Source organism: Rhizobium ecuadorense, assembly GCF_001187535.1.
GTDB lineage: Bacteria > Pseudomonadota > Alphaproteobacteria > Rhizobiales > Rhizobiaceae > Rhizobium > Rhizobium ecuadorense.
Map to the genome: position 1 here is coordinate 1 of NZ_LFIO01001001.1, position 13835 is coordinate 13835.

Consider the following 13835-nt stretch of genomic DNA (forward strand, 5'->3'; position numbering starts at 1 on the left):
GCAAGGAACGACGTCAGACGCCGCTCCTCGCGGCCGGTTTTGATGAAAGACAAGATCCGCGCCGCCGCATCGGGCCTGTAATGGTCCGGTGGCGTGCCGTAGCTGTCCCAGATCTGCAGACAGTGCCCCACTAGGATATCATCCTCGCCGGGCGTTGCCATTCGAACATCCATCATTTCGTGACCGGCCGGGGCATGTTGCGGCGTGTGAAACGCCCTTTGGATGGGGTGGCGCCCCTGCCGCGTCGCGGGGGGCGCCAAAGGCATATCAATTGTCGGCCGTCAGCGTCATCGAGGCACTGCCGGCCGCAACGTTGAGGCCAAGCTGGCCGGTCAGGCTGACCGTCTGTAGATGGATCGAGCCCGAGGTGCCGCCAACCAGGAGATTGGCGCCGACACCGGCGCCGAGCGTCGCCTCGGCGGTGGCGCCGACATAGAGGCCGGCGAGCGATCCGCGGTGATAACCGGCCGTCGGCGCGAACACGGCCCAGATCAGGCGGCTGCGCGTGGTGAAGCCAAGGTCGATGCCGAGTTTTCTTACCTCGCCGGTATAACGATCCGAAAGCTCATTGCCGACGGTTGACTGGAAGATGCAATCGGCCTCCTTGGAGGAACCGAGCACATAACCCGTACCGCCGCCGATATCGCAGGTGAGGTAACCGATCTTGACGCCATTGCGCAGGTCCGGCTCTTCATATGTCCTGGTGACCGGGTCGGCGGCATTGACTACCCCAGCGCCGACCAACGTCAATGATACCGCGGCAAACGCCGTCGCAAGAATTTTCTTCATAAGTCTCTCCTTCTCAAATCGTGACGGGAGCATAACCCGGCTACTCGCCACCAGATTCGGCAACAGATAACGGACGGAACCGCAATCCCGACCCCACCCTTTTCGCATTGCATGTCAGAGCGCATGGGAGGCGCAGGCGACAAACAGGTTTACGGTTCAGCCCCCAATGGGACATTTCGAAGGCACTATTTCGCGTCATCCGGTTATTTCATGATGTTGTCAGGAATGGTTGCCGGAAAGGCACGATCCGATTGCCATCACCTCTCCGGGGACGGCATTCGTGCAGCGGGTCATGCGAAGATCGCGACAGCTGAACGCAACCGGAACGGAAACCATGCGTGGTGGAGACGTCAAACATCGCAACAAAAAACCCGGCGATGTGTTCGCCGGGTTTTTATACTTGTTCCATTCGCGCTATACTCTGCGCATAAAGCGCATGACAAGCGATACGACGAACAGCACCAGGAAAATAAAGAACAGAACCTGGGCAATGGAAGCTGAAGCTCCTGCTATACCGCCAAATCCGAGGACGCCGGCTATCAAGGCCACAACGAGAAACACCAGAGCGTAATAAAGCATCGCAATCTCCTTTTACGTTGCTGCTCACATAACGGAGGCCGCCCCCATTTGGTTCCCTGTCCCTCTCACGGCCGGCGGATACGGCGTCGCATCGGCCCTGTTCAGCCGAAATGGAAGGCGCCGCTCACCATCCGGTCGCCTTCATTCGGCTCGGGAGGTTCGGCGGCATCGAGATAGGCCTTGAGCGGCCCGGTCAGGACGAACCAGATGCTTGCCCCCAGCATGAAGCAGGCTCCCGCCGGATCGTCGATGCGGGCGATGAAGGGAAGGCAGGCGGAGGAAAACAGGACGATGATCCGCACCGACCACTCCGCCTCGCGTTTGGCGATGGCGCGCGCTCTCAGCGACTTGTATTCCCGGGCGCCGTAGCCGCCTCCCCGCGCGTTGACCGCCGAAAGCAGTTTTCGCGCGGACGGCAGCGCCAGCATGATCAGCGCGGCAACAGCGAGCGCGAAAGGTTTGCCGGCCAGGACCTGCCCGCTGGCGATCAGGAGAAAGGAGAGCACGACGAGATTCCATGTCGGCTCCAGCAGCTCCGGCGGTTGCCGCGTGCGAAGATGCCAGCTCCGCAGCAAGCCCGCCGCGCCGTGCAGCAGCGGCTGATCGATATAGCGATTGATCCAGTCCATGCCGTTGCGCCCGTCCCCGATTGCATGAAGAGGGCTCCGAACACCACGGAATTTGGTCATCATCGTGGCAACAGCCGCCAAATCCGCCCTTTGCGTGCAGGAGGCGGCCTGCCAAGGCCTTCGATGTGACGTTTAGCGCAGTTCCTGCGCGACCTCCCAGACATGGCCGGACGGATCCGCAAAGGCCGCCGTGCGGCGCCCCCATGGACGATCGATCGGACCATTGAGCAGCATCACGCCAAGCCTGCGCAGTTCCGCGCAGACCGCATCGGCATCCGACCGCTATCGATGGCCGGCTCTTTGCTGGTCGCTTCGACGCCGCCGGTTTCGACATGCCGCACAAAATAATCGTCAGCTCCTGAGACCCGGCGCCTCGTGGCCGGTGCGCGCCACATATTCCGTGTAGCCGCCGCCATATTGATGGATGCCCTCAGGTGTCAGCTCCAGCACCCGGTTCGAGAGCGCCGCGAGGAAATGCCGGTCGTGCGAGACGAACAGCATGGTGCCCTCATATTGCGAGAGCGCCTTGATCAGCATCTCCTTGGTGTCGAGGTCGAGATGGTTCGTCGGCTCGTCGAGCACCAGCAGGTTCGGCGGGTCGAACAGCATGATCGCCATGACCAGCCGCGCCTTCTCGCCACCGGAGAGCACGCGGCACCGCTTCTCGACATCGTCGCCGGAAAAGCCGAAACATCCGGCAAGCGCCCGCAAAGGCCCCTGCCCTGCTTGCGGAAACCGGTCTTCCAGCGCTTGGAAGACGGTGTGCTCGCCGTCGAGAATATCCATCGCGTGCTGGGCGAAATAACCCATCTTGACGCTAGCGCCGAGAGCGACGCTGCCTTCATCAGGCTCGGCGGTACCCGTCACCAGCTTCAGCAGTGTCGACTTGCCGGCGCCGTTGATGCCCATGATGCACCAGCGTTCCCGGCGCCGCACCATGAAATCCAGCCCTTCATAGATGCTGCGGCTGCCGTATTTCTTGTGCACGTTCTTGAGGCTGACCACATCCTCGCCGGATCGCGGCGCCGGCTGGAATTCGAAGGAAACCGATTGACGGCGCTTGGGCGGCTCCACCCGGTCGATCTTCTCCAACTTCTTGACGCGGCTCTGCACCTGCGAGGCGTGCGAGGCGCGCGCCTTGAACCGCTCGATGAACTTGATTTCCTTGGCGAGCATTGCCTGCTGGCGTTCGAACTGGGCCTGTTGCTGCTTTTCGTTTTGCGCCCGCTGCTGCTCGTAGAATTCGTAGTCGCCCGAATAGGTCGTCAATGTGCCGCCGTCGATCTCGATGATCTTGGTGATGATCCGGTTCATGAACTCGCGGTCGTGCGAGGTCATCAGCAGCGCGCCTTCGTAGCCTTTCAGGAATTCCTCCAGCCAGATCAGGCTTTCGAGATCCAGATGGTTGCTCGGCTCGTCGAGCAGCATGACATCGGGACGCATGAGCAGGATGCGGGCGAGCGCCACGCGCATCTTCCAGCCGCCCGACAGCGCGCCGACATCGCCGTCCATCATCTCCTGGCTGAAGCTCAGGCCGGCGAGCACTTCGCGGGCGCGTCCTTCGAGCGCATAACCGTCCAGCTCTTCGTAGCGCGCCTGCACCTCGCCATAACGCTCGATAATCTTGTCCATATCGTCGGCCTGGTCGGGATCGGCCATGGCCGCCTCGAGTTCGCGCAACTGCCCGGCAACGACGCTGACCGGGCCGGCGCCGTTCATTACCTCGGCGACGGCACTATGGCCCGCCATCTCGCCGACGTCCTGGTTGAAGTAGCCGATGGTGACGCCCTTCTCACAGGAGACCTGCCCTTCGTCGGGCTGCTCCTCACCGTTGATCATCCGGAAGATCGTCGTCTTGCCGGCACCGTTCGGGCCGACGAGACCGATCTTCTCGCCTCTGTTGAGCGCTGCAGACGCCTCGATGAAGAGAATCCGGTGGCTGAGTTGTTTGCTGATATTCTCGATACGAATCATGATGTGCGCGGGACCCGGGAAACGATTTTGGCGCCCTTATGCCACGCATGGAAATGACAGGATAGGCCTGTCTCAAACCCTCTCGATCTCCTGAGGATCCAGAAACCCGTAAGCGGATTTCGCACGACATCACGCTCGCTGCTTTAATTCGGAGCCGGATTGGATAGTATCGTGGCTCGCCCGAGGAGAAGCTGTGCCAATGAGCGTCCGTCCGCCGCAATCCTTCATACAATCGCAGCAGAATGCAAACGGCTTCCACGTCCTCGAATACGAGCTGATGTCGGAACGCGCCGATGCGCTCGGGCGTCACGGGCTGAAGGTGGAGACAGCACTTGCCGCGCTGAAGGGTTGGACCGCCGACCGCCAGAGTGCCGAGGAACGCGAGACACTTCTCAATGCAGCCTCCGACGCCGTCTGGGCCTTCTTCATTCAGCGTGAGATCTGCGGGCTCAGAAACAACCGCGACGCCATTCAGCGCTACGGCATCCCGAATGAAGTGATCGCGAGATTGGGCGTGGTGCGGAAATAACGCGTAGCGACGGCGGAGGCCGCTCCCTTCCCTATTGAGTGGAAATCAACGGCGCAGAAAGATATGGCTTGGTGCAGAACCAGGCGAAAGGGAATTGTGATGCCAAGCTCAACCCGGATTGGAAACCAGCATCTCACCGTCGACGTCTCGTCTCTGGGTGCCGAGATGCAGGCTCTCGCCACCAGCGACGGGCGCTCATGGCTGTGGACGGGTGACGCAGCCTTCTGGACCGGACGGTCGCCGATCCTGTTTCCGATCGTCGGCAAGGCGCCGGACGACAAGATAGCAATCGACGGCACGATCTATCCGATGGCTCAGCATGGTTTTGCCCGCCGCAGCGAATTCGCGCTTGCGGCATCCACCGCGACGATGTGCCGATACGAACTGGTCGCCTCGCCGGCCACCCGGGCGGTCTACCCATTCGATTTTCAGCTGGCGGTGACCCATGCGATCGAGGGCCGCGCGCTGACGGTGACGGCAGAAGTCACCAACCGCGATCAGCGGGCGATGCCGTTCGGGCTCGGATTCCATTCGGCCTTTGCCTGGCCGCTGCCGGGTGCCGCCGGGCACGACCATGTCGTTACGCTCGACAATAAGGGCGAGCCGCCGCTCGTGCGGCTGCAGGGTGGCATCATCAATCCTGCGCCGCTGCCCTCGCCATTCGAGGCCGGCCGGCTGGTGCTCGATCACGCAATGTTCGATGAGGATGCGATGATCTTTCCGCAAGGGGCAGGCGAAGGCTTAACGTATGGCACAGAAGGCGGGCCGACCATGCAGTTCCGGTTCGAAAATCTGCCCAATCTTGCCCTGTGGACCAAACCGGGCGCCCCCTTCCTCTGCATCGAACCCTGGCATGGAACGGCCGCGGAGGCTGGACGTTCGAGCGAACTTTCGAAGCGGCCCTCCACGACTACCCTGGCACCGGGTGCGGTCGCTCGCTTCGCCTTTACCGTCGAGATTTTACAATAGAAGGCCGCGCGCCCGACAGGGCGCACGAGGGAGGCTTTTGCAGCTGTCGCGGTGCCGTTGTCAGTGCGCGCCGGCACCACCGCCGGCCCGCGGCTTTTGGGTAAGCAGCAGGGCGACGGCAGCAATGGCAAGAACCACGCCGATGACGGCGAAGGTATCGGCAAAGCCCAGGATCAGGGCCTGGCGCCTGACGATCTGAGCGAGAGCGACAACGGCCTTCTGCCCGGCGAGAGCGGGGTCGGAAATGCCGTGCTGCATGAAATAGCCGGTCGTTTGCGCCAGCCGGTCGCGGACTTCATCACGTGAGAGCGTGACCGACTGGCCGATGATATTGGAGTGGAACTGCTCGCGTTTGGTCAACACCGTGCCGAGCGTTGCCGTGCCGACGGCGCCGCCGAGATTGCGCAGCATGTTGGTCAGGCCCGACGCGGCCGCCGCGTCCGTGGCTGCGATGCCGGCGGTGGTAATGGCGGTGATCGGCGTCAGCACCAGTGCCTGGCCGATGGCGCGGACGATGTTCGGGATCCAGAACTGGTCGCCCGCGGTATCGGCCGAAAGCGTAACATTCATGAAGCAGCTAATCGCGAAGATCGAGATGCCGAGGAAGCCAATGTAACGCGCGTCGAAGCGCTTCATCATCATCGGAACGAGCGGGATCAGCAGCAGCTGCGGCAGACCGGTCCAGGCCAGCACCATGCCGATCTGCTCGGCATTGTAGCGCTGAACCTGGCCGAGATATTGCGGCAGGATATAGACGGTGCCGAAGAGGGCGACGCCAACCAGCACGTTGACGGCAACGCCGATGCCGAAATTTCGCTGCGTCAGCAGGCTGAGCTTGACCAGCGGCTTCTTCACGGTGAGCTCGATCCAGATGAAGGCGGCAAGAAAGACGAAGGCGAGGATGCTGAGCTTGACGATGAAGGGCGAGGAAAACCAGTCCTCCTTGTTGCCTTCTTCGAGAACCGTCTGCAGCGCCGAGAGACCGATCGCCATGGTGAAAATACCCGCCCAGTCACCTTCCCTTAACAGGCGGAGCTGCATCGGCTGCTTGTCGAGCGTTATGGCCAGCGCTACGGCCATGACGGCGCTCGGGATGGCATTGATGAAGAAGATGGTCTGCCAGCCATAGTTTTCGGTGAGGTAACCGCCGATGGTCGGGCCGATTGCCGGTGCGAAGGTGACGGAGAGCGCGAAGATCGCAAGGCCGAGCGGCTGCTGTGGTTTCGGCAGCTTGGTCAGCACCATGGTGAAGGCCATCGGGATCAGCACGCCGCCGGCAAAACCCTGCAGGCCGCGCAGCACGATCATCGTGCCGAGATCATGGGCGAAGGCGCAGGCGATCGAAAACAGTGGAAACAGGATCGAGTTGACGAGGATATAGCGGCGGAACGAAAACACGCTGCTGAAATAGGCCGTCAGCGGAATGACGACGATTTCGCCGATCAGGTAGGAGGTCGAGATCCAGGCACCGTTGTCGACGCCCGTTCCGATGCCGCCCTCGATATCGAGGAGAGAGGCGTTGGTGATCTGGATATTGAGGATCGCCATGAAGGCGCCGATCATGCCGGCGAGAACGGCGATCCATTCTCTGGTGCTGGCGCGGGGCTGCGATGTGGCGACGGCTGTTGCTGCGATGGTGGACATGACACGATCTCCTGATCCCGGCACCTATTTGCGGTCGGCATCGGCCATGGTGTCGATGCTCGGTTGAACCGACATGCCGGGACGCAGGTCGCCATCGGCGGCTTTGCCATCAAGCACGATCTTGACGGGGATGCGCTGAACGACCTTGGTGAAATTTCCCGTCGCATTGTCAGGAGGCAGCAGGGCAAATTCCTGGCCGCTTGCCGGAGCAAGACTGTCGACATGGCCGTGATAGATGCGGCCCGGGAAGGTATCGACCTCGATATTGACCGGCTGGCCAGCCCGAACATCGGTGAGCTGCGTCTCCTTATAATTGGCAATCACATAGACCTCGCTCGTCGGCACGACCGACATCAGCTGGGTGCCGGCCTGGACATACTGGCCGACACGCAGCGTGCGGTTGCCGACGGTGCCGTCGACAGGTGCGGCAATGGTTGCATAGGAGAGGTTCAACTCAGCCTGATGCTGGACGGCCTGGTCACGGGCAAGCGTCGCCCTCGCCTGGGCGAGCTCGGCATTCAGGAGATCGACCTGCTTGACGGCGGCATCGAGAGCGGCGTTGTCGCGAACGATGGTTGCCTGGGCTGCAGCGATGGCAGACGCCGCCTGCTGTGCCGTCTGAACCGGAGCATAACCGTTGGTCGCGAGATTGGCATAGCGCTTGTTGTTTTGTTCGGCAAAGGTCTCATTGGCCTTGTCGACCTCGACCGTGGCGCGGGCGGCGGCAATCGTCGAGTGCTGAATATCGAGCGACGCCCGCTTGGCATCGAGCACCGCCGCAGCCGCAGCGACATCGGCCTTGGCCTGGTCGAGCGCTGCGCGGAAGTCGCGATCGTCAACGCGGGCAAGCGGCTGGCCGGCCTTGACCAACTGGTTATCGCTGACCAGCACTTCGGCGATATAGCCGGACACTTTCGGAGCGACAGTCGTATTGTCAGCCTTCACATAGGCGTCGTCGGTCGAGACTTCGAAACGGCCGACAGTCCAGTAGTTGTGGCCGTAATAGCCGGCGGCGGCGATCAGCACCAGTGCCGTTGCGCCGAGCAGCAGCCCGCGCCCGCCGCGTTTGCGAACGGGAGGCTCCGAAACGACGGCAGGCTCGACGATGCGCGGCGAATTGCCGGCATCAAGGGCTGCGGGTGCGGCTTCCGCAGTGGTCTGCGGCACAGGTGCGTTGTTATTAAGGGCCTGCAGCGTGATGGACATGTCTCTCTCCTTAGAGTGGTCGCTGTCGCTACCGGCCGCGGCCTTCGAATTCAGGTGGAATACGCTTTTGGAAACTTGATATTTTCCAAAATATGTATTAGAAAACGGATGTCAACGAGAATTTGGAAAATTATGATGGTCCAAAATCACGAAATCGAGAAGAGGCCGCGAGGCCGACCGCAAGTGCGTTGCGACGACGACACGAGAAGCGTCATCATCGAGGCGGCCAACAGACAGTTCCACGAGAGCGGCTATGCGGCTGCAAGCATCGCTGCGATCGCACAAGAGGCGGGGGTTTCGACCAAGACGCTCTACCGCCTGTTTCCAACGAAGGCAGACCTCTTTTCCGAGATGGTCACGGAGCGCACGGGTCGCTTTCTCATGGCGCTTGACCCGGGCACCCTCGCCGTGGCCGATCTCAGACAGGGACTTGAACGCATGCTGATGGCCTATGGCATGCTGACGCTCTCGCTGGATACGATCACCGTCACCCGGCTCGTCATCAGCGAGTCCGACCGCTTTCCCGAGATCGCCAATAGTTTCTATGAGAAAGCCATCGTCAGAACCAATACGGTGATGGAGGACTGGTTGCGCAAGCAGATCGATCGGGGACTGGTTGCGCTTGACGATCCGCACGCCGCCTGCGGCATGCTGCGCGGCATGATGATCATGGAGCCGCAGCGCGCCTCAATGCTGCGCCAGCAACAGCCGCCTCAGATCGAGGAGATCGCTGTCAGGGCGAAAATGTGCGCCGATCTTTTTTTGAAGGGTTGCGCGCTCTGAAGCGTTGCTCAAGCTTCAGAGCGCGATGATTTCTGCTGAACGTCGCAGCAACGCACGCCGCCGAATGCCTCAGTTCGGCGCCGCGCCCAGCGCATGCAGGATGCCGCGCAGTTCGGCAAGTCCGCGCATGCGGCCGATGGCCGGGTAACCGGGGGTGACGATCTTGTCGAGATCGTCGAGCATGCGGTGACCATGGTCCGAGCGAAAGACGATCGTGTCTTGCGCGCTGCGGCGCTGATCTTCCGCAACCAGTTCCCTGAGCACCGCAACCATGTCGACGTCGCCTTCCAGATGGGCGCTTTCATGGAAGGTCCGGCCGTCGCCTTCGCGCGTCGTGGCACGCAGATGGGCAAAGTGGATGCGCGACGCGAAACGCCGGGCGATCGCCGGCAGGTCGTTTTCGGCGCGCACGCCGAGGCTGCCGGTGCAGTAACACATGCCGTTGGCCGGCGACGGCACCGCATCGAAGAGAGCGGCATAATCATCGCCCGTCGAGGCGATGCGGGGAAGGCCGAACAGCGAACGCGGCGGATCATCGGGATGCAGCGTCAGCTTGACGCCGCGCGCTTCGGCAGCCGGCGTCACCGCCTCCAGGAATTCGATCAGATGGCGGCGCAGCCTGTCGGCGTCGATACCGCTATAGGCGACCAGCTTTTCCCGGAAGGCCGGAATGGTCAGAGGCTCGGTGGTCGAACCTGGTAAAGCCGAGGTGATGATACGGGTGATCTCGGCAATCTCCTCCTCCGACATCGCCTCGAAGACGACACGCGCCCGTTCGCGGTCCTCGGCGGAATAGTGCCGGCCCGCATCCGGCCGTTCGAGAATGAAGAGGTCGAAGGCTGCGAAACGTTCGTGATCGAAGCGCATGGCGGTGGCGCCCGTCGGCGTGACGAAATCGAGCTCGGTGCGGGTCCAGTCGACGACCGGCATGAAATTGTAGCAGACGATTGGAATGCCGCAGGCGGCGACCGCTTCGAGGCTGGCGATCCACGCCTCGATTTCGGCCCTCGCCTCCCCGCCCTTGCGCTTGACCGCGTCGGGGATCGGGATGCTCTCGACCACCGACCAGACGAGCGGCGAACGATCGCCAGGCGTGGTCTCGATCAGCGACTGGCGCTCGCGCACTTCCCTTTCCGTCCAGGCCCTGCCGATCGGCACCTGGTGCAGCGACGAGACGATATTGGTCGCGCCCGTCTGGCGGACATCATCCAGCGTCACCGGTGCTTCCGGTCCGAACCATCTCCAACCTTGCCGCATTCTTCTTCCTTTCCTTGCTTTTTCGTTTCATGCCCGCCGTCAGCAGAAATAATCGGGATAACGCGAGCGCAGCTCGTCGACATCGGGAATGACGGCGCTCAGATGATGGATCATCGCATCACGTGCAGCCGTCGCGTCATGGGCGGCGAGCGCATCGCGAATGATCATATGTTCGTGCACCACATTGTCCATTCGCCCGAGCACCGGCAGCGTCAGCCGCCGCGCCCGGTCGATCTGCACCTTGACCGTCTTCAGGATCACCCAGATTCCGGGATAACCTGATATTTGTGCGATCGCCTCGTGAAAACTCTCGTCTTCTTCATGGAAGCTCGAGGCATTGCCTGTTGCGGCATGCGACCGCTGCCGGGCGATGATGGCATCGAGACGCGCGATGTCGGCAGCGGTGGCGAGCAGCGCAGCAGCCTCGACGGTCGTGCCTTCGAGCGCCTTGCGCACGACGACCGCCTCGGGAATCGCAGAAACCGGCACGCGCGACACGACGGTGCCCGACTGCGGGTAAATGTCGACCAGCCCGCCTTCGGAAAGCCTGAGCAGCGCCTCACGCACCGGCGTGCGGCTGACGCCGAAATCGTCGGCGATGCGTTTTTCCTGCAGCGCCATGCCAGGCGGCATCCGTAGCGAGACGATATTGGCATGCAGGCGCTCATAAATGGCGCCGGCCGTGGTAACCCGACGCAGCCTGCCGCCGATTGCTTGCGATGATACGACCAAAACTTCGGTTTCTGATGCCTGCGGCATAACGATACCAGGAGGGTGCGACAGTTTGGCATACTAGTATACCAGTTATCTCGCCTTGCCAACACGTGTCGCCGAGGTGACGGCATGCATCGCGTCATGAACCTTTGTTTGGAACTTAGATCGGCCGAGTTGGTTGGAATCTCCAAGGAGACGCGCATGAAAAATCCAGCACGACGCAAGACAAGCGAAACGAAGGCAGACGGTGCCCGGCCGGAATTTCCATCCGCTGCGGATGCGCGCCGACAGAAGAGAGCTCGGCAAGCCGCAAACGAAACCGACAGACAGAGCGGCGGGTCGCTGGCAGCCAACCGCGAGGAGGAAATTCGCAAAAGGGCATATTGCCTCTGGGAGAAGGAAGGCAGGCCGGAAGGTCAGCATCGGCATCACTGGACCTTGGCCGTGCATGAACTCGATGCACCGGGCGACACCGGCAATCCTCTAAATCTCGCGGCCCTACGAGAGGCCTCGCGCGAACATACCGATGCGTTCCTCGTCAAAACGGATCTCGAAGATGCCGATCAACGCGAAGCCTCCCCCGGCACGCGCGAGCAGAGCTGAACTTCCGCCTCGAGCTAATTTCAGGAAAGGTCTCGACATGGCCGACAAACAAAACTTGAACGCCGGATTCACTGGAACACCCGCCGAGCAGCCGGAAGGATTGACCAAAGCCGCCAAGTTGGCCGCAGATGGGGTGAAGCGCGAGGCCTACGCGGTCGCTTCCGGCGTCAGGGATCACCCGCATACCGCAAGCGCATTATTGCTTGGCACCGGCATTCTGGCATTCGGACTCGGCTATCTCCTCGGTCGATCGTCGACCGAAAACATGACACGCCGATATTGGCGCTAGCGGTGACACGTTACCAACGGCGAAGTCATATAAGCGGTGGTCTCCATGCGACCTATCGCATCATCTCCGTCAATGCTTCGCAGCCTGCCCCGCACTCCCCGAACGTGACGTCGCGCTCAACGATCTTATCCTATGAAAAACATGTGACGACCAAAGCTGCACCTCAGACGTGTTTACTGCTGAAGCTGGCCTCATGTCGGATTCCCACATTTCATGAAACCACCTCCGTCCACAGATCCTGTTGCTGGAATACCACGAGGCTTAAAGCCATAGATTGCACGCAATCCCCCGCTTGACAGGCGTGATCACGATCCTTAGCGAAACGGCATCAGCATGGTCAGGATCGGCAAGTGAAATACCTCAAACAACTGAAGATAGCAGTGCTCTATCCAGAAAATGGGGCCGGAAGCACACGTGATCGGAACAACCGCATTGCGGTCTTTTTCTTTGCAATCCTTCCCGGACTTTCGCCGAACTTTAACTTGTTTATCCTTCTCGCATCGATGGTGTGGGGCCTCTATTGTCTGGCGACAGGCAGCCTGACCTTGAACCTGTCGAAATCCGACCGGCTGGTCGCCATTGGCATGTCGATCTACCCGCTGGTGATGATCGCGAGCATCTTCGTCAATCCGCCCTACTCCGAAGAACTGGACTGGATATTCCGGCTGCTGCCTTTCTTTTCGGTCTGGCTGTTATTGCCGCGAATGCGCCGGTCTCCCGATGGCCGCCTCGTGCCGCTGTTCATCCTTGGCGCAGGTCTCGGCATGATCGTCACCTTTGTTTTCAGTCTGCTGCAGATCATGTTCCTCATGGACAGGGCAGAGGCCGGGACATCGAATGCTGCCCTGCTGGGCGTCATCGGCGTCCTTTTCGGCGGCATTGCGCTCCTCAACGTCCAATCGCCCAAGAGTGTCGAGCAACGAATTGCCATACTGGGATATGCCGCCGGTCTAGGCTGCGTCCTGCTTTCGGGAACGCGCTCGGCCTGGCTTGTCATTCCCGTTCATATCGTCATTCTTCTCTGGTATTTCCGCAAACACAGTTTCCATCTGAGTTTGCGCAGCCTCGCCATCACCGGCTCTTTGCTGTTTGCGGGACTTATCGCTTTGGGCAGTGGCCAAATCCTCCATCGTATCGAGGCGCTGCAGGAAAATATGGCATCGCTCGAACGCAGCGACGGCGAGGTGACGTCGCTCAGTGCACGGTTCGCCCTTTACAAAGGCGCAGTATCGGCGATCAGCAAGGACCCATTGACGGGTTATGGCCCGCAAAACCGGATGGCTTCGGTGTTGGCGGAGCTGCCCGACAGCCTAAGGCCGCAGCTGACCTATTCGCATGTTCACAACGGCTTTCTGACTGCGGGGATCGACGCCGGCATTTTCGGCATTGCAGCGCTTTCGCTGATGCTCGCGACGCCCGTGATCGGCGCCTGGAGAAAGGAAGCCGGGCCGGGCCGGGATCTGGCCATCGCGCTCGCTCTGCTGCTCGTCAGCAGCTATGTCATAACGGGCAGCTTCGGCATCATGTTCAATCAGAAGGCCCTGGATCCGATCTTCGCCTATCTCGTCGCTCTTATTTGCGTGGATCGCGGTAGCACAGGCTTTGCGCCCGTCGTTCGAAACTGATGCATGTCGCCCGGAAGTGTGCGGCGGTTCCGGGATAAACGGCACGCATAAAACACAACGCGCTTTAACGTCTGTGATTGCTCAGGCGGCGGTATTGGTTTCGGCGCCGGTGAAAGCCAGATCCGAAACCTCACCTGTCGAAGAATAGCCGGAAACAAGCTCAGCCAATGTTGCACGGGCAGCGATCATATCGTTGCGATCCAATGCCGCATTGAGCGCGTTGAGCTTTTTCAAAAGCTCCGGCC

The 13835-nt window shown here is 61.0% G+C and carries 14 protein-coding genes and 2 pseudogenes; 6 read left to right on the forward strand and 10 right to left on the reverse strand.

The window, feature by feature from the left end:
- The 6 genes and pseudogenes from AF337_RS45510 to AF337_RS18410 form a co-directional block, all read right to left on the reverse strand.
- Positions 1-173: pseudogene (locus AF337_RS45510) on the reverse strand (GNAT family N-acetyltransferase); the annotation flags it as partial.
- A 94-nt stretch (positions 174-267) separates the two neighbouring features.
- Positions 268-789 (reverse strand): DUF992 domain-containing protein, encoded by a 522-nt coding sequence (locus AF337_RS18395; protein ID WP_049733198.1) that lies wholly within the window; start codon positions 787-789, stop codon positions 268-270.
- A gap of 414 nt (positions 790-1203) precedes the next feature.
- Positions 1204-1368, reverse strand: a complete 165-nt coding sequence (locus AF337_RS40620; protein WP_003571841.1) for a DUF1328 domain-containing protein — start codon at positions 1366-1368, stop codon at positions 1204-1206.
- Positions 1369-1469: 101 nt separating this feature from the next.
- Entirely contained in the window at positions 1470-2060 is a 591-nt protein-coding gene (locus tag AF337_RS18400) for a hypothetical protein (protein ID WP_049733210.1), read from the reverse strand.
- Positions 2061-2129: 69 nt separating this feature from the next.
- Positions 2130-2273: pseudogene (locus tag AF337_RS18405) on the reverse strand (VOC family protein); the annotation flags it as partial.
- 75 nt (positions 2274-2348) lie between these two features.
- Positions 2349-3971, reverse strand: coding sequence for an ABC-F family ATP-binding cassette domain-containing protein (locus tag AF337_RS18410; protein WP_049733199.1), 1623 nt, complete (start codon positions 3969-3971; stop codon positions 2349-2351).
- A gap of 199 nt (positions 3972-4170) precedes the next feature.
- Here AF337_RS18410 and AF337_RS18415 point away from each other — a divergent pair, with 199 nt between their 5' ends.
- Entirely contained in the window at positions 4171-4500 is a 330-nt protein-coding gene (locus tag AF337_RS18415) for a DUF6665 family protein (RefSeq protein WP_049733200.1), read from the forward strand.
- Positions 4501-4599: 99 nt separating this feature from the next.
- On the forward strand, positions 4600-5469 hold the full coding sequence (locus AF337_RS18420) for an aldose 1-epimerase family protein (RefSeq protein ID WP_049733201.1): 870 nt from the start codon (positions 4600-4602) through the stop codon (positions 5467-5469).
- A gap of 60 nt (positions 5470-5529) precedes the next feature.
- Here the strand turns inward: AF337_RS18420 and AF337_RS18425 are convergent, their stop codons facing one another.
- Both AF337_RS18425 and AF337_RS18430 read right to left on the reverse strand, forming a co-directional pair.
- Positions 5530-7113: a DHA2 family efflux MFS transporter permease subunit gene (locus tag AF337_RS18425; protein WP_049733202.1), complete on the reverse strand. Its 1584-nt coding sequence runs from the start codon at positions 7111-7113 to the stop codon at positions 5530-5532.
- Positions 7114-7137: 24 nt separating this feature from the next.
- Positions 7138-8319, reverse strand: a complete 1182-nt coding sequence (locus AF337_RS18430; protein ID WP_049733203.1) for an HlyD family secretion protein — start codon at positions 8317-8319, stop codon at positions 7138-7140.
- Between the two features lie 135 nt (positions 8320-8454).
- Between AF337_RS18430 and AF337_RS18435 the strand changes: the two genes are divergently transcribed.
- A complete protein-coding gene (locus AF337_RS18435; protein WP_049733204.1) occupies positions 8455-9102 on the forward strand; it encodes a TetR/AcrR family transcriptional regulator in 648 nt (215 codons plus the stop codon).
- A gap of 69 nt (positions 9103-9171) precedes the next feature.
- On the opposite strand, the gene uxuA is transcribed toward AF337_RS18435, so the two are convergent.
- Positions 9172-10359 (reverse strand): mannonate dehydratase, encoded by a 1188-nt coding sequence (gene uxuA / locus AF337_RS18440; protein WP_049733205.1) that lies wholly within the window; start codon positions 10357-10359, stop codon positions 9172-9174.
- A 39-nt stretch (positions 10360-10398) separates the two neighbouring features.
- Positions 10399-11118: a GntR family transcriptional regulator gene (locus AF337_RS18445; protein ID WP_049733206.1), complete on the reverse strand. Its 720-nt coding sequence runs from the start codon at positions 11116-11118 to the stop codon at positions 10399-10401.
- 156 nt (positions 11119-11274) lie between these two features.
- On the opposite strand from AF337_RS18445, the gene AF337_RS18450 reads away from it, so the two are divergent.
- The 3 genes from AF337_RS18450 to AF337_RS18460 all read left to right on the forward strand — a co-directional run bounded on the left by AF337_RS18450 (position 11275) and on the right by AF337_RS18460 (position 13590).
- Positions 11275-11676: a DUF2934 domain-containing protein gene (locus AF337_RS18450; RefSeq protein WP_049733207.1), complete on the forward strand. Its 402-nt coding sequence runs from the start codon at positions 11275-11277 to the stop codon at positions 11674-11676.
- Between the two features lie 37 nt (positions 11677-11713).
- The gene (locus AF337_RS18455; protein ID WP_049733208.1) at positions 11714-11965 is read left to right on the forward strand and encodes a hypothetical protein; all 252 of its coding nucleotides are present in this window, start codon (positions 11714-11716) and stop codon (positions 11963-11965) included.
- Between the two features lie 350 nt (positions 11966-12315).
- Complete coding sequence (locus tag AF337_RS18460; protein ID WP_049733209.1) at positions 12316-13590, forward strand: O-antigen ligase family protein; 1275 nt, start codon at positions 12316-12318, stop codon at positions 13588-13590.
- Positions 13591-13835: the final 245 nt, after the last annotated feature.